Origin of the sequence: Streptomyces sp. NPDC088194 (assembly GCF_040702025.1) — a bacterium.
GTDB lineage: Bacteria > Actinomycetota > Actinomycetes > Streptomycetales > Streptomycetaceae > Actinacidiphila.
Window position 1 is genome coordinate 102,782 of sequence record NZ_JBFBIV010000020.1, and the last position, 19,417, is coordinate 122,198.

Below are 19,417 nucleotides of genomic sequence, written 5' to 3' on the forward strand. Positions count from 1 at the left end.
TCGCGCGGCGGCAGGCACCCGCACCTCGCGCGGGCACGCACCCGCCTCCTCCCCTGCGTACTCCGCGTACGTCCAACAGATGAGACACCGGGCACCCGGAACGCGTGATTCCCGCCACGCCTGATACCCGTTGCGCTCAAATGAGCGCACATCAGAGCGCCCTACTTCTCGAATGCTCGGCACTCAGTGCCACTCCGGTTGCGTACACCCACCCACCGCACCCGTCACCCTGCGTACGCGAACCGCCCGCCGCACCTCGCGCTGCGAGGTCTTCCGTTCGACTCGTGAACGGAGGGCCCGGCCCCGAGGGACGGCCGCGCACTTTGGATTAGACGGCAGACGAGCGGTTACACCCGTGTGTCGTGGTGATGGACATACTTGGGCACCTTCGAGATGGGTACGCTCCCCGCCGTCAGGGCATCCAGGACGCGAGGAGTCAACGGACCCGTGTCGACACGCGAGAAGAAGCGCAAGTACGTCTACGACTTCACAGAGGGCAACAAGGACCTCAAGGACCTGCTCGGCGGGAAAGGTGCGAACCTCGCCGAGATGACCAACCTCGGTCTGCCCGTCCCTCCGGGCTTCACCATCACCACCGAGGCGTGCAAGGTCTACCTGGAGTCCGGCGCGGAACCGGCCGCGCTCCGCGACGAGGTGAGTGCGCACCTCGACGCGCTGGAGCAGCGGATGGGCCGCACGCTCGGCCAGCAGGACAACCCGCTGCTGGTGTCGGTGCGTTCCGGGGCGAAGTTCTCCATGCCCGGGATGATGGACACCGTCCTGAACATCGGGCTGTCGGACGCGTCGGTGGCCGGCCTGGCCGCGCAGGCCGGCGGCGACGAGCGGTTCGCCTGGGACTCCTACCGGCGTCTGGTGCAGATGTTCGGCAAGACCGTGCTCGGGGTGGACGGCGACCTCTTCGAGGAGGCGCTGGAGGAGGCCAAGCGGGCCAAGGGCGCCGACAGCGACCTCGGGCTCGACGCCGCCGACCTGCGGCAGCTCGTCGACGAGTTCAAGGCGATCGTCGCCAGGCAGGCCGGGCGGGACTTCCCGCAGGAGCCGCGCGAGCAGATGGACCTGGCGATCCGGGCGGTCTTCGACTCCTGGAACACCGAGCGGGCCAAGCTCTACCGCCGCCAGGAGCGCATCCCCGGCGACCTCGGCACGGCCGTCAACGTCTGCTCGATGGTCTTCGGCAACCTCGGCCCCGACTCCGGCACCGGGGTGGCCTTCACCCGCGACCCGGCCAGCGGCCAGCAGGGCGTCTACGGCGACTACCTGCAGAACGCGCAGGGCGAGGACGTGGTGGCCGGCATCCGCAACACCGTGCCACTGGCCGACCTGGAGTCGATCGACAAGGCGTCGTACGACGAGCTGATGAAGATCATGGAGACGCTGGAGACGCACTACAAGGACCTGTGCGACATCGAGTTCACCATCGAGCGCGGGCACCTGTGGATGCTGCAGACCCGGGTCGGCAAGCGGACCGCGGCCGCCGCCTTCCGGATCGCCACGCAACTGGTGGACCAGGGGCTGATCGACGAGGCCGAGGCGTTGCAGCGGGTCAACGGGGCGCAACTCGCCCAGTTGATGTTCCCCCGGTTCGAGGACTCCGCGACCGTCGGCGCCAGGTTCCAGCGGATCGGCTGGGGCATCGCCGCCTCGCCGGGCGCGGCCGTCGGGAAGGCGGTCTTCGACTCGTACACCGCGGTGAAGTGGTCGCGGTCCGGGGAGCGGGTCATCCTGATCCGGCGCGAGACCAACCCGGACGACCTCAACGGCATGATCGCCGCCGAGGGCATCCTCACCTCGCGCGGCGGCAAGACCTCGCACGCGGCGGTGGTGGCGCGCGGGATGGGCAAGACCTGCGTGTGCGGCGCGGAGGAGCTGGAGGTCGACACCAAGCGGCGGCGGCTGACCGCGCCCGGTGGCGTGGTGATAGAGGAGGGCGACCTCATCTCGATCGACGGGTCCTCGGGGAAGGTGTACGTCGGGGAGGTGCCCGTGGTGCCGTCGCCGGTGGTCGAGTACTTCGAGGGCCGGATGCACGCCGGCGCCGAGGAGGCCGACGAACTCGTGCAGGCGGTGCACCGGGTGATGGCGTACGCCGACCGGGTGCGGCGGCTGCGGGTGCGGGCCAACGCCGACAACGCCGAAGACGCTTCGCGGGCCCGGCGGTTCGGCGCGCAGGGCATCGGGCTGTGCCGCACCGAGCACATGTTCCTGGGCGAGCGGCGGGAGTTGGTGGAACGGCTGGTGCTGGCCGACACCGACGCCGAGCGGGAGGAGGCGCTGGGCGCGCTGCTGCCGTTGCAGAAGGCCGACTTCGTGGAGCTGTTCGAGGCGATGGACGGACTGCCGGTCACCGTACGGCTGTTGGACCCGCCGCTGCACGAGTTCCTGCCCGACATCACGGAGTTGTCGGTGCGGGTCGCGCTCGCCGAGGCCCGCAAGGACGAGAACGAGAACGACCTGCGGCTGCTGCAGGCCGTGCACAAGCTGCACGAGCAGAACCCGATGCTGGGGCTGCGCGGGGTGCGGCTCGGCCTGGTCATCCCCGGGCTGTTCGCGATGCAGGTGCGCGCGATCGCCGAGGCCGCCGCGCACCGCCGCTCGGTCAAGGGCGATCCGCGCCCGGAGATCATGGTCCCGCTGGTCGGCACCGTGCAGGAGCTCGAACTCGTCCGCGAGGAGGCCGACGCGGTGATCGCCGAGGTGGAGGCGGCCACCGGCACGGACCTCAAGCTCTCCATCGGCACCATGATCGAGCTGCCGAGGGCAGCACTGACCGCCGGCCAGATCGCGGAGGCCGCCGAGTTCTTCTCCTTCGGCACCAACGACCTCACCCAGACGGTGTGGGGCTTCTCCCGTGACGACGTGGAGGCGTCGTTCTTCACCGCCTACCTGGAGAAGGGCATCTTCGGCGTCTCCCCGTTCGAGACGATCGACGTCGACGGGGTGGGCGCGCTGGTCCGCTCCGCCGCCGAGGCCGGCCGCGCGGTCCGCCCGGGCCTCAAGCTCGGCGTCTGCGGCGAGCACGGCGGCGACCCGGAGTCGGTGCACTTCTTCCACCGGGTCGGCCTCGACTACGTCTCCTGCTCGCCCTTCCGCATCCCGGTGGCCCGCCTCGAAGCGGGCCGGGCGGCGGCCCGTTGACCAACTGAACCGGGGCCGGGTCCGGCCCGCCGGCGGCGGCCCTTGCCCTGGGGCCCCAACCCTCACCGCCCGGCAACCCCGGACCCGGCCCCTCACCCCCGGGGGCGGCGCTTCGTGCGGAGGCGCCGCCCCCGGGCATGTCCGGGGGTTGGGACACCGCGCCGCTTCCCTTCTCCGTCATGTCCGGGCCGTCGAGCCCGCGCGAACAATACGATGGCGGAAGGAAGCGGGGTCGGATATACCTGCGTCAGTCGCGCAGCGGACCGGAACAGGGGGAAGGGTGATTGGGCGCCTCGGAAGGGAATCCCAGGTCGGTCGAGGACATTGACGCGGAAGCGCTGTCCCATGCCCTTTCTTCCGCACGGGTGATCGCCGACGAGGCTCTCTCCGCTGAACTGGTCCGCGCCTTGGAAAGAGTCGTCGGGCGAGCTGTTCAGCGACGCGCGGATACCGCCGCCGGCTCTGCTCGGCCCGACGGCAGGCCCTTGGTGTACGTGGGCCCGAACCTTCCGCCGGGCCTGCGCGATGAGCGGCTTCTGTGGTTCCACAGCACCAACGCCGGCGTGGACACGGTGCTCCGTGGCGGGCGGTGGCCGCACGGCGCCCTGCTCACCCGCACCGTCGGCGGGATGGGGGAACGCATCGGCCAGTACGTGCTGGCGTGGGTGCTGGCCGACTGCCAGGACGTTCCCGGCTACCTCGACCAGCACCGGAAGCGGGTGTGGCAGCGGCGGCCCACGCAACTGGCCGGCGGGCAGACAGCGGTGGTGTTCGGGGTGGGAGCGATCGGAACGGCCGTCAGCGGGGCGCTCCGGAACTGCGGCGTGCGGACCGTGGGCGTGGCGACCCGGCACCGCGCCGAAGCGGGATTCGACCGCGTGGTGACCGGCTCGCAGGTGCGTGAAGTCCTGCCGACGGCGCGGTGGGTGATCTCGACACTGCCCCTGACATCGGCAACCGAAGATTTCTTCGACGCCGGAATGTTCGCCTCCATGGCGGGCGCCACATTCATGAATGTGGGCAGGGGAGGAACCGTCGACATGACAGCTCTGGCCGCCGCTTTGGAAGACGGCGCCGTCGGCCGGGCCGTACTCGACGTACTCGCCGAGGAACCGGCCGGGCCCGATGCGGCGTGCTGGTCCCTGCCGCGCACGGTGATCACCTCGCATTCCGCGGGGATCACCGCCGAGTCGGACGTGGTGACTGATTTCGCCGCGTGCTGGGAAGCTCTGCAGCAGGGACGACTGCCGCGTCTCGCAGTGCGCACAGCCCGCGAGTACTGATCCGACGACAACAAGGGTTCTGGGGGCGGGACGTGCAGGGCGAGGACGGAACAGAGACCGACGGGCCGGGCCGGTTCGAGCGGCGGTGGTCGCTGACCTTCGGGGGCGAGGTGATCACCCGAGTCGCCTGGTCGCCGGACGGCGAGGTGCTCGCCGTGCCGACCCAGTCGGGAGTGGTACGCCTGGTCGGCCTCGACGGCCAGGTGACCAAGGAGACCAAGGTGTCTCCGAAGGCGTTATGGACGTCGGCGTGGTCCGCGGACGGCCGCAGGCTGGCGGTCGCCGGCCGCGACAACACCGTGCACGTCCTGGATGTGCGCTCCGGCACGGAAGCGCTCACCCTGAGCGGTCACACCGACGACGTACACGCGGTCGGTTGGGGAACGGACGACGCCTGGCTCTTCTCCGCCAGCTACGACGGAACCCTCCGGACCTGGAACGCCCGGACCGGGCAGATGCAGCGCACCATCGCCGCCCACGAAGGGCGGATCGAGGACGCCTACTGGAGCGGCGACGACGGCCTCGTCCACACGGGCGGACGTGACGGCAGGGTACGTTCCTGGAACCCGGACAGCGGTGCGATGGCCGCCGAGATCACCGCGCATCAGGGCTTCGTCATCCGCGTCCTCGGCAGTCCGACCGCGGCTTCGCTGTTCACCGCCGCCAGCGACGGAACCGTACGGGTGTGGGACCGACGGGATCTGCGGCTGCTGCACACGATCCAGGGCTTCAGCGGGGTACCGCACGATCTCTCGCTGTCCGACGACGGCAAGCTGCTGGCCGTGCAGGACGACGCGACGAACCTGTGGGTCTACCGGGCCGACACCTTCGAACTGCTGGAACTTCTCACGGACGTCGCCGACCACCACCACTGGTACGGAAGTTCCCGGTTCCACCCGAGCCTTCCGTATCTGGCCAGCACCGGCGAAGCCGACCGGGCCATCGGCCTGCGCTCCTACGACAGCGCGCTGGTGGAGGAGCTGACCACCGAGTCGGCGTCCTCGCGCTACGCGAACTGCCGCGTGGCGGTGCTGGGGAACACCGGCGTCGGCAAGACCGCGCTGAGCCGCGCCCTGTGCGGCAAGGAGTTCCAGGCCACCGAGTCCACCCATGGGACGCAGGTCTCCCTGATGGATCGCCACATCGGCCTGGACCAGCAGGGGACGGTCGTTCGCGAGGTGTTCCTGTGGGACTTCGCCGGGCAGTCGGTGTACCGCCTGATGCAGCAGTCCGAGGCGACCGACATCGCGATCGCGCTCCTGGTGCTCGACAACCGGAACGCCGTGGACCCCCTGAGCGAGATCCGCGAGTGGGAGACGCTGCTGAGGCTCGGTACGCCCCCGGGCGCCGCGGGTCCGAAGCGGGTCGTCGTCGTGGCGCGCACCGACCGCGGAAGCGTGGGCCTCCAGTCCCTCGCCGACGACTGGGAGAGGGAAGTCGAATCCCACGTCGGCACGTTGGAGACCAGCGCCCGCGAAGGCGTGAACATCGGCGAACTGCGGGAGCTGATCCTCGGCGCGATCGACTGGTCCGAGGTGCCGACGCTGACCTCCAACAGCCAGTTCCAGCAACTGCGCGCGTTCATCCTCCAGCAGACCTCGACCGGTCGGATCATGGAGCAGACCCGCACGCTGTTCCGCGAGTTCTGCCGGGCCTGCACGCGCAACGGCGTACCCGAGCCGGCGCTGACGGAGTTCCGGGCGCTGCTGTCGAACCTGGACGCCGAGGGGCTGGTCCACCGGCTCCGCTTCGGCGACCTCGTGCTGCTGAAGCCGACGCTGGTCGGTTCCTACGCGTCGATGCTGGTGATCGCCGCCCAGCGCGTACCCGAGGGCGACGGCACGCTGTCGGAGGACGATGTGCTGGCCGGCCGGGTGCCGCTGCTGGACAAGGACCGGGTGGCCGATCGCCGTCATGAGGAGGACATCGTCCACGCCGCCGTCCAGGAACTCCTCAACTCCGGCGCGGTGGTCCGGGACGCGGCCCACGGGCTGCTCCGCTTCCCCAGCGCGGTGCGCAGAACGCACGACGAGCTGGCCTGGGAGCGGCTGGCCGGACGGACCGGGTTCCGGGCCCGTGCGCTCGCGGACCACGTCCACGCGTCGCTGATCGCGGGCCTGGAGTACTCGGGCCTGTTCGACGAGTGCGCGCTGTGGTCACACGTCGCGCGGTTCCGGCGGGCATCGGGATCGGCCTCGTGGGTCCGGGTGCGTCCGAACACCGGCGGCATGGTGCAGGTGGACGTCCGGCACGACGCGGCGGCGACCACCACGGAGCGCGGACTGTTCGAGGAGCTGTGCCGCTCCCAGTTGAGCCGGGTGGCCGTGGGCGGCGCGGTGGACAGCGTCCAGACCGTCGTCTGCCCCTCCTGTACGACCGGCATCGGGCCGGAGCAGGTACGCCGACGCCGTGAGCGCGGCTTCGACTGGATCACCTGCGGTGTCTGCGACACGCGGATCGACTTCACGCAGAAGCCGGTCTCGCCGGAACGGACCCCCGAGGTACGGGCCATCGAGACGTCGGCCTCGCGGACGCGGACGCAGATGCTGCGGTCGGCGGATGTGGCGCTGAAGGAGAAGCGCCGCCTGTACGACGTCTTCGTCTCCTACAGCCACGCCGATCAGGACGCGGCCGCCCACCTTTCGCAACGGCTGCGCGAGCACGGCATACGTCCGTGGCTCGACCTGTGGGAGACCTCTCCGGGCACCCCTTGGATCGTCGCGATCCAGGACCAGCTGGAGACGATGCCCTGTGCCGCGGTCCTGATCGGGCCCAGCGGCGTCGGCCCCTGGCAGCGCGATGAGGTCTGGTACGTGCTCCAGGAGTTCCTGGGACGACGGTGTCCGGTCATACCCGTGCTGCTGGCGGGCGCCGCTCAGCCCGAGGTACCCGTGCTGCTGAGGAACATGCAATGGGTCGACTTCAACCGGGAGCTGCCCGACCCGATGCACCTGCTGCTGTGGGGGATCACTGGTGTCCACCCTGACGAGAGGTCGGCATGAACGCATCGAGTGTCGTACTGGTGACCGCCTCCAGACTCCCGAACGGCATGGAGGACAGCGCCGGCCTGCTGGACGCCCTGCACGCGCAGGGTGTCGGCGCCGAACTGCGGCCGTGGACGGACCCGAACGTCGCATGGCAGCGGTTCGACCGGATACTGCTGCACGCCCCGTGGGACTACACGGAACACATCGACCGGTTCGACCAGTGGATCGACGCGGCCGGCAGCGGGCAACTGCTCAACTCCGCACGGCTGACCCGCTGGAACGCCGACAAGCGCTACCTGTGCGCACTCGCGGACCAGGGCATCCCCATCCCGCGCACCGTCACCGTCGCGCGGGGTGCGGACGCGCGGGTCGAGGAGCTGACGGACCGGCTGGGAACAGGCCGGCTGGTGGTGAAGTCCGTGATCGGCGCGGGCGGCCGGCGGACCTGGCTGATGAAGGACGCCCGCGCGGCGGTCGACTTCATGACCGGCGAGGCAGGCTCGGCTCAAGGAGCACTGCTGGTCCAGGCGTACGAACCCGCCGTCGAGTCCGAGGGGGAGTACTCGGCCGTTCACTTCGGCGGTGAGTTGAGCCACGTGGTGCGCAAGATCCCGGCCCGCGGGGAGTTCCGGGTACAGGACCACTACGGGGGTCAGGTGCAGGCCGTCTCGACGGAAGCGTGGATGGCGGACTTCTCGGCCCAGCTCATGGCGTCGCTCCCCGAACCGGCGGCCTACGCACGGATCGACTTCGTCATCGGCCAGGAGGGAACACCGCTGCTGATGGAGGCGGAGCTGATCGAGCCGGACCTGTTCCTGCGCTACGGCAAGGACGCCTACACGCGATTCGCCCGCTTCCTGGCCTCCTGATGGACTGGCGTCGATGGGCGACCTCCCTGTCCATCGCCAGAGGAGGGTTCGCCGTCACCGTGGTGACCGCCTGCGTCACCGGGTTCATCGGTCTACGGGAACAGCTGGCGACCCAGCCGGGCTCCCGCCATGACACGCTCGAAGTCGTCTACTGCGTCATCCAGTTGTTCGCCCTGAGCTCGGACGGTGTCAGCCAGGGCGGGCATCTCCCGTGGGCCTTGCAGGTCGCGCGGTTCGTCGCACCGGCCGCCACCGCGTACGCGTTCTTCGAGGCCGGGCGGCAGTTGTTCGCCGCGGAGATCCGCCAGCGCCGCGTACGGCGCAAGCGCGGACATGTCATCGTGTGCGGGGACAGCCTGGCGGCGAAGGTCCTCACCCGGACCCTGGTATCCGCCGGTGACGATGTCGTCGCGCTCGCGGACGATCCCGAGCGCGGCGCGACCAGGGTGTCAGGTGACCCTCGTTCCACGGCGACGTTCAAGGTGGCGGGAGTGAGCGGCGCGGCGGCCGTCTACATATGCGGCGACGACAGCGCCCACAACCTGGCCGTCGCCCTGGCCGCGGCCAACGGCGCCGCCTCCGACCAGTTGCGCATCTACGCCGAAATGGATGACGTGGAGCTGTGCCACGCGCTGCGGGCCCGCTGGTGGAGCGGCCGGGGATCGCAGCGTGTACGCCTCGACTTCTTCAACCGGGACGAGCTCGCCGCCAGGGCCCTGGCCCGCGAGGAGGAACGCGCGCTCACCGCCGAGGACGCGTACGAACTGATCGTCGTCGGTACCGGAGGCTTCGCCCGGGCCCTGGTGATCGAGTCGGCGCGCCGCAGGTGGCCCCCGATACTGCCTGACGGACGCCGTCCGGGGATCACTCTGGTCGGGGAGGGAGCCGACCGGATCGTCGGGGAGATGACCGGACGATTTCCCTTCCTGCGTTCGGCGTGCGAGCTGCGGGCTTCCCAGGACGCGCCGCCCGTCGCGGCGCGGGCGGCTGTCGGTCGGGCGGCGCACGTGCGTGTCTACCTGTGCCAGGACGACCCGCGGGAAGCCCTGCGACTGGCCCTGGCGGACACCGCCTTGTGGCAGACCCGCCCCGACAGCGTGGTGGTGTGCTTCGACGATCTCGTCGGTTACGGCGCGGCTTTCGACTACGGAGAGGAAACGGCCATGGCACTGGACGGTATGGACGGGCGACTGAGGCTGTGGGGCACCACGAACGCCGCCTTCAGCCTCGGTTCCATGGACGAGGACCTCACGGAGATGATCGCGCGCTCGGTTCACGAGCGGTACCTGGCCCGGCGGAAGGCGGAGCGTGCCGCCGGGGTGGAGGTCACGGGCACCCTGTCCTCCTGGGAGGACCTTCCCGAGAACCTCCGCGAGGCCAATCGCTACCAGGTGCGGGACTTCGGCGCGAAGCTCTCGGCCATGGGGTGCACCGTGGTTCTCCGCAACGACGCGTCCGCGCCGTTCGCCTTCGCGGCCGAGGAGGTCGAGGCCCTGGCCGAGCACGAGCACGAGCGGTGGAGCGCCGAACGCCGGGCCGCGGGCTGGTCGTACGGGCCGGTGCGCGACGACGACGGCCGCATCCATCCCGACCTGGTGCCATGGGAATCCCTCGCGGAGCCCGACCGGGAGAAGGACCGCGAAGCCGTCCGCGGCATCGCCCTCGTTCTGGCCGACGCCGGGTTCGACGTCGTACGGCTGCGGCCCCCGCAGAGCGGGACGAGCGAATCCGTGGTGACCGCCGGCATGTGAGGGCGGGCCGGCGAAACCTGCCGGCCGTGGCCCTCGCCGCACCCGGTCCGCGAGAAGGGCACCACCGCGTGAGGGCGTCGTTATCTTCGGACGGGGGTGGGGGCGAGTGGGTGTTCGGGGTGGCTCGGGGGTGGCGGGGAGGGCTGGTCGGCACGGGGGTTGGGGTCGGTGGGGGCGGGGTGGGCGCGACGCGCCCGAGCGGGCCGAACGGTGACCGGTACAGGCAAGAGTTACCGAGATGTCCGGATTCCGTAACGCGAGGCGATCATGCGTCACAACGGGTGGCGAAGCGGTCACAGTGAGGTTGCCCGGCGGGTCGCCGGGTATCCGCACCACTCGTCCCGGTCCCGTACCGGACCCGCACGAAGGGGGACACATGTCCCGTATCGCCACCCGTATGACCGCCGCCGCGATCGGCGCCGGCGCGCTGCTGGCCGCCGCGGCGCTGCCGGCCGTCGCCGCCGACGGCCGGCAGCACCTGCCGGCCCACCACCCGCAGCGCTCCGCGGTGGTCCTGGGAGCGGTCCACCACGACAGCGCAGGGCGCGACACCCACTCGGCCAGGGCGCTGGACACGGAGTGGGTCACGGTCGCCAACACCGGCCGCAACGCGGTCAACCTGAACGGATGGACGCTGTCCGCGAGCGACCACCACGTCTACCGGTTCAGCCACCTCACCCTGGCCGGCCACAAGTCCGTACGGGTGCACACCGGCGCGGGCCGGAACACCACGCGCGACGTCTACCAGAACAGCCGCACCCTGCTGTGGGCCCACGCCACCGAGACCGCGACCCTGCGCGACAGCCGCGGGCACCTGGTCGCCAGCAAGTCGTGGGGCAAGCGCGACGAGCACCGCGGCGGGCGGGCCGGAGACCACCGCGCGGGTGACCACCGCAACGGGGACCACCGCACCGGGGACCACCGCACCGGTGACCACCGCGCCGACAATCACCGCACCGGCGACCACCGCAACGACCACCGCTGAGCCGCGGGCCCACCGCTGAGCCGTAGTACGCCGTGCCGCCCCGTCGCCCGCACCAGGGCGGCGGGGCGGCCGTACGCCCAGGCCCCAGGGGGCCGGTGCTCGTTCACACCGCCAGCGGCCGGCGGCTGCGCTCCTCCTCCGCGAGGACCAACGCGTGCAGCCGGTCCAGCCGTTCGCGGGTGGTCGCGTCGGTCGGGACGTACGTGGTCAGCCGCGACCCCTGCCGCGGGCCGAGCCACAGGTGGGTGAAGTCGAAGGCGAGCAGGCCGACATCGCGGTTGAGGTAGCGCTTGACGTGGCTGTCGGGCTGGACCAGCACCTCGTGCCGCTCCCACAGCGCGCAGAACTCCGGCGACCCCTGCTGGAGCCGTTTGAGCAGGGCCTTCCAGGCCGGTTCGGCGAGGTGCTGGGCCATGGACGCGCGGAACTTCGCGGCCATCAGCCGGATGTTCTCCGCGCGGTCCAGCATCCCTTCGCGCCACACCGGGTCGGTGAAGGCCAGCCACATGAGGTTGCGGTCCTCGGGCGGCATCCGGTCGAGGTCGCCGACCAGCCGCCCGTAGGTGCGGTTGTGGGCGATGATGTCGTAGCGGCTGTTGAAGACCGCGGCGGGCAGCGGTTCGAGCTGGACGAGCATGGCGCGCACGGTGGCGGACATGCCCGGGCAGTCCAGGTCCGGATGCGGGTCGGCGGCCCCGGCGAGCGTGAACAGGTGGCTCCGCTCCATCCGGTCCAGCATCAGCGCGCGGGCGATCGCGTCGGCGACCTGCCCGGACACCTGGATGTCCCGGGCCTGCTCCAGCCACGTGTACCAGGTCACCCCGACCGCGGCGAGCTGCGCGACCTCCTCGCGGCGCAGCCCGGGCGTGCGCCGGCGGCGGCCGGGCGGCAGGCCGACCTGCTCCGGCGAGATCCGCTCCCGGCGGCTGCGCAGGAACGACGCGAGTTCGTGCCGGCGGCTCTCGGCGGCCACCCCGGCGTCCACCGCCTCGACCCGGTCCACGGCTTTGCGGCCGGAAACCGTACGGCCTGCGGCCATGCGGTCGGAGGCCACGCGGGCGGAAACCGTACGGGCGGCGCCTGGCGCGGTCGGTGTCATGCTCCCAGCGTGCCGCACTCCGCAGACCGTTGCCAGGTGGTGCTCATACCTGGATAAACGCTCTCTGGTACCCCCCTGAGCAGAGGTCCATCGTTGGCCGGGTGACCGAACGCATGGAACACACCCTGACATCCCGGGCCCAGGTGCTACCCCGGGTCACCCACCTCGGCACCGGCCGGCACACCGGCAACGGCAACAGCACCGGCACGGGCACCACCCCCGCCCCCTCCCCCGGCCTGAGCGCCCTCGGACTGCTGACCGTCCTGCTGGGCGCCGCCCTCCCGATGGTCGACTTCTTCATCGTCAACGTCGCCTTGCCCACCATCGACCGCGACCTCAACGCCGGCTCCGCGGTGCTGGAGATGGTGATCGCCGGCTACGGCGTCGCGTACGCCGTGCTGCTCGTGCTCGGCGGCCGGCTCGGCGACATGTTCGGCCGCCGCAACCTCTTCCTGTGGGGCCTGGCGCTGTTCGCGCTGACCTCGCTGGCCTGCGGACTCGCGCCCAACGCGTGGAGCCTGGTCGGCGCGCGGGTCGCGCAGGGCGCCGCGTCGGCGCTGCTGCTGCCGCAGGCGCTGGCCACCATCCAGTCCGCGACCTCCGGCAGCAGCCGCGCCAAGGCGCTGAGTTACTACGGCGCGACCGCGGGCATAGCCAGCGTGGTCGGGCAGGTGCTCGGCGGTGTGCTGGTCTCCGCGGACATCGCGGGCAGCGGCTGGCGGGCGATCTTCCTGGTGAACGTGCCGGTCGCCGCGGTCGCGTTCGTCCTGGCGCTGCGCACGGTGCCGGAGACCAGGTCGCAGCACCCGGCGCGGATCGACCGGGCCGGCACCGGGCTGCTCGCGGTGACGCTGGTCGCGCTGCTGCTGCCGCTCACCGAGGGCCGTGCGGCGGGCTGGCCGGTGTGGGCGTGGGCGCTGCTGGCGCTGTCGCCGTTCACCGCGGCCGCGTTCGTGGCGGTGGAGACGCGCGGCGAGCGCGCCGGCGGCAACCCGCTGCTGCCGCCGTCGCTGGTCCGTATCCACAGCGTGCGCAGCGGGCTGATGCTGATCGTGCCGTTCTGCCTGGGCTTCGGCGGCTTCATGTTCGTGGTGGCGGTGGCGATGCAGGACGGGCTGAGGTTCAGCGCGCTGCTGGCGGGCGCGGCGCTGGCCCCGCTGTGCGCGGCGTTCTTCGCCGCCTCGCTGCTCGGGCCGCGGATGGTCGCGCGGTGGGGACGGCTCACGGTGACCGCAGGGTCGCTGACCCAGGCCGCGGGCCTGCTGATCCTGGCCGCCACCTTCCTCTGGGGCTGGCCGCACCTGGGGGTGTGGGCGCTGGCACCGGGCATGGCGGTGACCGGGTTCGGGCAGGGCCTGGTGCTGCCGGTGGTGTTCCGGATCGTGCTGAGCGAGGTGCCCGCGGCGCAGGCCGGGGTCGGCAGCGGTGCGATGGCCACCACCCAGCAGTCGGCGCTGGCGCTGGGCGTCGCGACGCTCGGCACCCTGTTCCTGAGCCTGTCGACGTCGATCGGCGTGCGGGACGCGCTGGTGTGGACGCTGCTCGCGCAGCTCGTGGCGGTGGCGGCGACGGTCGCGCTGAGCCTGCGGCTGCCGCGCAGGGTGGTGTGAGCGGAGGGCTTCCCGCCAGTCCTGCCAGTCCCGCCAGTCCCACCCCTCCCGCGGTCCCGCGGTCCCACGCCGGGGCGGGGGCGGGCCGGGGGCGGGGCCGGTGCGGACCTCGAAACGGGGGACACGCCAGGCACCCGGCGACGAGGCGAACGCACGGAAGATCCGCTCCCCGCGTGCGACGGTGAGGGAATGCCCGACGCCGACCCGCCCCCGTAGCGGCGCTCCCCCGCCGCACCCCGCGTGACACCGGGCACCCCCGCCCGTACGCCCTGTGCCGTCCCACCCCGCCCCGCCCCACCCCACCCGTCCTCACGAGGAGATCCCGATGCGCACCCACACCCTCGGCGCCACCGGCCCCACCGTCTCGGCCATCGGCCTGGGCTGCATGGGCATGTCCGCGGTCTACGGCCCGACCGACGACGCCGAGTCCACCGCCACCATCCACGCCGCCCTCGACGCGGGCGTCTCCCTGCTCGACACCGGCGACTTCTACGCCATGGGGCTCAACGAGCTGCTGATCCGCGACGCCCTGCGCGCCCGCCCCGGCAGCCGCGAACAGGCCGCGATCAGCGTCAAGTTCGGCGCGCTGCGGGACGCCGGCGGCGGCTGGGGCGGATACGACGGCCGGCCCGCCGCGGTGAAGAACTTCCTCGCGTACTCCCTCAACCGGCTCGGCACCGACCACGTGGATGTCTACCGGATCGCCCGGGTCGACCCGGACGTGCCGATCGAGGAGACCGTCGGCGCGATCGCCGAGGAGGTCCAGGCCGGGCGGGTGCGGCACATCGGGCTGTCCGAGGTCGGCGCGGACACCCTGCGCCGAGCCGCGGCCACCGCGCCGATCTGCGACCTCCAGATCGAGTACAGCCTCTTCTCACGGGGCATCGAGGAGGCCGTCCTGCCCGCCGCCCGCGAACTGGGCATCGGCATCACGGCGTACGGGGTGCTCTCCCGCGGCCTGCTCAGCGGCCACTGGACCAAGGAGCGCGGCATCGACCCGACCGACTTCCGCAACCGCTACCCGCGCTTCTCCGGCGACCGCCTCGACCGCAACCTCGCCCTGGTCGAGGCCCTGCGCGAGGTCGCCGACGGCAAGGGCGTCACCGTCGCGCAGGCCGCCATCGCCTGGGTGCTCTCGCGCGGCGACGACATCGTCCCCCTGATCGGCGCCCGCCGCCGCGACCGCCTCGCCGAGTCCCTGGGCGCCCTCGACGTCTCCCTCGACGCCACCGAACTGGCCGCGATCGAGGCCGCGATCCCGCCCGGAGCCGCCTCCGGCACCCGGTACGACGAAGCCCAGATGCAGCACCTCGACAGCGAGCGCTGACCCCCGGCCCCGGCCCACGGACACGTGCGGGCGCGGGTGCGGGTGCTCAGCCGGCCGTGGGCGCGTTCGGCGGGGCCGGGGGGTGGGCGGGCTCGGCGTGGGCGGACAGGACCGCGCGCTCCTGTGCCGGGGTGAAGGTGTACTCCAGCGGGGGCTCGCCGCGTTGCCGGTCCCAGGCGAGGACGTCCGCGGCGGTGGTGGCCAGCGGGGTGGCGGGCAGGCCGGCGGCGCGGGCGCGGGAGGGGTCGCGTTGCTGGGTCGGCCAGTTGGGGCGGATCAGCGGGAACATCGCGGGGAGGGGTGCGGTGGAGGGCGGCACGGGGACGAGTTCGACCTCGGTGCCTGCGACGCGGGCGCAGGTGTGGATGAGGCCGCCGAGGGTGGTCGGCTCGGCGGGGCCGACCGCGTGGAAGGCGCCGGGGCGGTCGTCGGCGATCAGCCGGACCACCAGCCGGGCGAGGTCGCGGGAGTCGACCACCTGCACCGGTTGGCGCGGGTCGCCCGGCACGGCGACCCGGCCGCCGCGGGCGGCCCGCCGCACCCAGTAGGTGAACGCGCTGGACCGGTCGTAGGGGCCGGCCACCTTCCCGGGCCGCACGATCGTGGCCCGGGCGCCGTACCGCGCGGTGACGTCGTCCTCGCAGGCGACCTTCAGCGGGCCGTACGTCTCCTCGCTCAGCTCCTCGGTGTCGCGGACCGCGGGGCGGCGCGGGGTGTCCTCGTCGGAGCCGGGCGCGATGCCCTCGCGCCGGTACACCGCGTGGCTGGAGATGAACAGGTACCGCCCGACCCGGTCGCCGAGCACGTCCATCGCCTGACCGACATGCCGCGGCAGATACCCGCTGACGTCGGCCACGGCGTCCCAGCCGCCCTGCCCCAGCGCCGCGTAGTCCCCGCTGTCCCGGTCCCCGAGCAGCCGGGGCACGCCCGGGAACAGCTCCGCCCCGGTCCGGCCCCGGCCGAAGAGGGTCACGTCGGCCCCGGACTCCAGGGCGGCGTCGACGATGGCGCGGCCCACGAACGAGGTGCCGCCGAGTACGAGTACGCGCATGGTGGCCGACCCTACGCCGGTCCGGCCGGCCGCCGCGCGACCGTGACGATCTCCCGGCTGGCGGCGTCCAGCGCTCCGCCGACCCAGTCGCCGTACTGCGCCTCGATCTCGTAACCGGCCTCGGCCAGCAGGGAGTTGAGGGCGGCCGGATCGAGGAAGCGCAGTTCGGCCCGGTCCACCCGCAGCACCGTGCCGTCGGGCGCGGCGGTGGTGCCGTGGAAGGCGACGACGCCGCCCGCCACGGAGTCCACCTGGTGCCAGACCCGCAGGGGCCGGCCGCCCGGGCCGGTGACGTCGGCGGCGTTCGCCGGGTTCCACTCCTCCCAGGCCCGCGCCTGCGGGTGCCGGGTCTCGAAGGCGAACCGCCCGCCGGGGCGCAGCGCGGCGCGGACCGCCGCGAGCGAGGCGCGGATCTCCTCGTCGGCCACCAGGAACTGGAAGGCGTGCCCGGTCATCACCGCGAGGTCGAACTCCCCGTCCCAGGCTGCCGCGCCGGTCGCGGCCGCCTCGACCCACTCGACGTCCGTACGGCGCCGCGCCCGGGCCAGCGCGTCAGGGTCCGGGTCCAGCCCGACCAGCCGCCCCCGGTGCCCGTCGGCCCGCGTCCGGTGCAGCATCGCTCCCGTACCGCAGCCGACGTCCAGCACGGAACCCGCCGCCGCCAGCAGCCCGGCGTAGAAGCGGTCACCCGGGTAGAGGTCGGGGTCCCACGGGTTGAGCAGGTCGTAGAGCGCGGCGGCGTCTACGTACGGGTGCGGGTCGGTGTACGGGTCCGGGTCGGAAGGCACGGCGCCAGTGTTCCGCGGTGCCAACGGACGGCCAACCGATTATCCGGTCGGCCGATGATCCGCCCACAGCCCGCAGCCCGTCGGCCACACCCCGCCAAGCCGCCAGTCGCCGCCCGCGCCGCCCGCCGGCCACGGCCCGCCGCGCCGCGCTCAGCCGGACCCGCCGGGGCGCTCCCCCGCCGCACACTCCCCGCAGGTCCCGACGATCTCCATCGTGTGCGCGACATCCACGAACCCGTGGGTGGCCGCGATCGACTCGGCCCACTTCTCGACGGCCGGCCCCTCGACCTCCACCGCCTTGCCGCAGCCGCGGCAGACCAGGTGATGGTGGTGCCCGCCACCGGAGCAGCGGCGGTAGACCGACTCGCCGTCGCCCGTACGCAGCACATCGACCTCGCCGGCGTCGGCGAGGGACTGGAGGGTGCGGTAGACCGTGGTCAGGCCCACCGAGTCGCCGCGGTGCTTGAGCAGGTCGTGCAGGTCCTGCGCGCTGCGGAACTCGTCGACCTCGTCGAGGGCCGCCGCGACCGCGGCGCGCTGTCGGGTGGAGCGGCCGCGCACCGGCTGCTTGGTGCTGTCCACCGATTGCCTCCTTCTCGGTCTTCCCGGGCTTCCCGGTCTTCTCGATCACCCCCGGATACGTCTCGCGCACCCGTCCGGGCGGCCCATTGTGCCAGCCCGGGCCCGATCACCACGGTCCGGATAAGTGGAAACCATTGTCAATTATTGCTCACTCTCCGCCGAACCGGACCGCGCCGGGCGGCGGCGGGCGGGAACGGATTTGATATGGGCCCCACACCCGCCGGTAATCTGGGACGACTGAACCCCCCGTCGCACTGAAGAGAGCACCGTGGCCGCCGACAAGATCGACACCATCGTCAGCCTGAGCAAGCGCCGTGGCTTCGTTTTCCCGAGCAGTGAGATCTACGGCGGTTCCAAGGCCGCCTGGGACTACGGACCGCTGGGCGTCGAGCTCAAGGAGAACATCAAGCGCCAGTGGTGGCGCTCCATGGTGATTTCGCGTGACGACGTGGTGGGACTCGACTCGTCGGTGATCCTCGCACCCGACGTGTGGGTCGCCTCCGGCCACGTGGCCACCTTCTCCGACCCGCTCACCGAGTGCACCTCCTGCCACAAGCGCTACCGCGCCGACCACCTGGAGGAGGCGTACGAGGCGAAGCACGGCAAGCTCCCCGCGAACGGCCTGGCCGACATCAACTGCCCGCACTGCGGCACCAAGGGCTCCTTCACCGAGCCCAAGCAGTTCTCCGGCATGCTCCAGACCCACCTCGGCCCGACCCAGGACGCCGGCTCGGTGGCGTACCTGCGGCCCGAGACCGCGCAGGGCATCTTCGTGAACTTCGCCCAGGTGCAGACCACCGCCCGGCGCAAGCCGCCGTTCGGCATCGCCCAGATGGGCAAGTCGTTCCGCAACGAGATCACGCCCGGCAACTTCATCTTCCGCACCCGCGAGTTCGAGCAGATGGAGATGGAGTTCTTCGTCAAGCCGGGCGAGGACGAGAAGTGGCACGAGTACTGGATGGAGGAGCGGTGGAACTGGTACACCGGCCTCGGCCTGCGTGAGGAGAACATGCGCTGGCTGGAGCACCCGAAGGAAAAGCGCTCCCACTACTCGACCCGGACCGTCGACATCGAGTACCGCTTCCAGTTCGGCGGCCAGGAGTTCAGCGAGCTCGAGGGCATCGCCAACCGCACCGACTACGACCTGTCCTCGCACGCGAAGGCGTCCGGCCAGGACCTGTCGTACTTCGACCAGGAGGCCGGCGAGCGCTGGTTCCCGTACGTGATCGAGCCCGCGGCCGGTGTCAACCGCGGGATGCTCGCGTTCATGCTCGACGCCTACAACGAGGACGAGGCGCCCAACGCCAAGGGCGTCATGGAGAAGCGGACCGTCATGCGGCTCGACCCGCGGCTGGCGCCCGTCAAGGTCGCGGTGCTGCCGCTCTCCCGCAACCCGCAGCTCTCCCCGAAGGCGAAGGGCCTGGCCACCGCGCTGCGCAAGAACTGGAACATCGAGTTCGACGACGCGGGCGCGATCGGCCGCCGCTACCGCCGGCAGGACGAGATCGGCACGCCGTTCTGCGTCACCGTCGACTTCGACACCCTCGACGACAACGCCGTCACGGTGCGCGAGCGCGACACGATGAAGCAGGAGCGGGTCTCCCTGGACCAGGTCGAGGCGTACCTCGGCAGCCGCCTGCTCGGCTGCTGACAGCTGCTGACAGCTGCGCCGGGCTTCCACCGCCCCGGGGTGCCCTTCAGGGGTAACGGTTCCCTCCCCCGGGGCGGCGGACACCGCAACGGATGACCCGCGTCACCAGGGGCGCGGGGAACCGCGCGGCAAGCCACGGCCGGCCGGTGGTCCGAAAACCTCACCGCGGGGCTGGGCCTGCGGGCCCCAGCCCCGCCGTCGTGGTTGCTCGCGCGGTTCCCCGCGCTTCTTGGGGGCGCGACCCTTACAGATAGGAAGAGCACACCTCTGAAAACCAG

The 19,417-nt window shown here is 71.9% G+C and carries 13 protein-coding genes; 9 read left to right on the forward strand and 4 right to left on the reverse strand.

Features of this window, described 5'->3' with window-relative positions:
- Positions 1–393: 393 nt before the first annotated feature.
- The 6 genes from ppdK (at position 394) to AB0399_RS13805 (ending at position 11,031) form a co-directional block, all read left to right on the forward strand.
- A complete protein-coding gene (gene ppdK, locus AB0399_RS13780) occupies positions 394–3,156 on the forward strand; it encodes a pyruvate, phosphate dikinase (RefSeq protein WP_329369629.1) in 2,763 nt (920 codons plus the stop codon).
- 284 nt (positions 3,157–3,440) lie between these two features.
- A complete protein-coding gene (locus AB0399_RS13785) occupies positions 3,441–4,439 on the forward strand; it encodes an NAD(P)-dependent oxidoreductase (protein WP_366411412.1) in 999 nt (332 codons plus the stop codon).
- Between the two features lie 32 nt (positions 4,440–4,471).
- Positions 4,472–7,441, forward strand: coding sequence for a TIR domain-containing protein (locus tag AB0399_RS13790; protein ID WP_366411413.1), 2,970 nt, complete (start codon positions 4,472–4,474; stop codon positions 7,439–7,441).
- Positions 7,438–8,295 carry a hypothetical protein gene (locus AB0399_RS13795; RefSeq protein WP_366411414.1) on the forward strand — a complete coding sequence of 286 codons (858 nt, stop codon included), beginning with the start codon at positions 7,438–7,440 and terminating at the stop codon, positions 8,293–8,295. Before AB0399_RS13790 ends, AB0399_RS13795 begins: the two co-directional genes overlap by 4 nt.
- Positions 8,295–10,046, forward strand: a complete 1,752-nt coding sequence (locus tag AB0399_RS13800; RefSeq protein WP_366411415.1) for a RyR domain-containing protein — start codon at positions 8,295–8,297, stop codon at positions 10,044–10,046. Before AB0399_RS13795 ends, AB0399_RS13800 begins: the two co-directional genes overlap by 1 nt.
- 376 nt (positions 10,047–10,422) lie before the next feature.
- Positions 10,423–11,031, forward strand: coding sequence for a lamin tail domain-containing protein (locus AB0399_RS13805; RefSeq protein ID WP_366411416.1), 609 nt, complete (start codon positions 10,423–10,425; stop codon positions 11,029–11,031).
- A gap of 103 nt (positions 11,032–11,134) precedes the next feature.
- On the opposite strand, the gene AB0399_RS13810 is transcribed toward AB0399_RS13805, so the two are convergent.
- Positions 11,135–12,085, reverse strand: a complete 951-nt coding sequence (locus tag AB0399_RS13810) for a helix-turn-helix transcriptional regulator (protein WP_329369625.1) — start codon at positions 12,083–12,085, stop codon at positions 11,135–11,137.
- Positions 12,086–12,243: 158 nt separating this feature from the next.
- Between AB0399_RS13810 and AB0399_RS13815 the strand changes: the two genes are divergently transcribed.
- Both AB0399_RS13815 and AB0399_RS13820 read left to right on the forward strand, forming a co-directional pair.
- Positions 12,244–13,740: an MFS transporter gene (locus AB0399_RS13815; RefSeq protein WP_366411425.1), complete on the forward strand. Its 1,497-nt coding sequence runs from the start codon at positions 12,244–12,246 to the stop codon at positions 13,738–13,740.
- 325 nt (positions 13,741–14,065) lie between these two features.
- Positions 14,066–15,067, forward strand: coding sequence for an aldo/keto reductase (locus AB0399_RS13820; RefSeq protein WP_366411417.1), 1,002 nt, complete (start codon positions 14,066–14,068; stop codon positions 15,065–15,067).
- A 46-nt stretch (positions 15,068–15,113) separates the two neighbouring features.
- Here the strand turns inward: AB0399_RS13820 and AB0399_RS13825 are convergent, their stop codons facing one another.
- The 3 genes from AB0399_RS13825 to AB0399_RS13835 all read right to left on the reverse strand — a co-directional run bounded on the left by AB0399_RS13825 (position 15,114) and on the right by AB0399_RS13835 (position 17,488).
- Complete coding sequence (locus AB0399_RS13825; RefSeq protein ID WP_366411418.1) at positions 15,114–16,118, reverse strand: NAD-dependent epimerase/dehydratase family protein; 1,005 nt, start codon at positions 16,116–16,118, stop codon at positions 15,114–15,116.
- An 11-nt stretch (positions 16,119–16,129) separates the two neighbouring features.
- The gene (locus AB0399_RS13830) at positions 16,130–16,906 is read right to left on the reverse strand and encodes a class I SAM-dependent methyltransferase (RefSeq protein ID WP_366411419.1); all 777 of its coding nucleotides are present in this window, start codon (positions 16,904–16,906) and stop codon (positions 16,130–16,132) included.
- A 150-nt stretch (positions 16,907–17,056) separates the two neighbouring features.
- On the reverse strand, positions 17,057–17,488 hold the full coding sequence (locus tag AB0399_RS13835) for a Fur family transcriptional regulator (protein ID WP_366411420.1): 432 nt from the start codon (positions 17,486–17,488) through the stop codon (positions 17,057–17,059).
- Between the two features lie 268 nt (positions 17,489–17,756).
- Here AB0399_RS13835 and AB0399_RS13840 point away from each other — a divergent pair, with 268 nt between their 5' ends.
- Positions 17,757–19,139, forward strand: a complete 1,383-nt coding sequence (locus AB0399_RS13840; protein WP_329369615.1) for a glycine--tRNA ligase — start codon at positions 17,757–17,759, stop codon at positions 19,137–19,139.
- The last annotated feature ends 278 nt before the right edge of the window (positions 19,140–19,417 follow it).

Coding starts and splice junctions, on each gene's coding strand:
- AB0399_RS13815 (WP_366411425.1), top strand. CDS start 12,244: ATGGAACACACCCTGACATCCCGGGCCCAGGTGCTACCCCGGGTCACC.
- AB0399_RS13805 (WP_366411416.1), top strand. CDS start 10,423: ATGTCCCGTATCGCCACCCGTATGACCGCCGCCGCGATCGGCGCCGGC.
- AB0399_RS13825 (WP_366411418.1), bottom strand. CDS start 16,118: ATGCGCGTACTCGTACTCGGCGGCACCTCGTTCGTGGGCCGCGCCATC.
- AB0399_RS13820 (WP_366411417.1), top strand. CDS start 14,066: ATGCGCACCCACACCCTCGGCGCCACCGGCCCCACCGTCTCGGCCATC.
- ppdK (WP_329369629.1), top strand. CDS start 394: ATGGGTACGCTCCCCGCCGTCAGGGCATCCAGGACGCGAGGAGTCAAC.
- AB0399_RS13795 (WP_366411414.1), top strand. CDS start 7,438: ATGAACGCATCGAGTGTCGTACTGGTGACCGCCTCCAGACTCCCGAAC.
- AB0399_RS13800 (WP_366411415.1), top strand. CDS start 8,295: ATGGACTGGCGTCGATGGGCGACCTCCCTGTCCATCGCCAGAGGAGGG.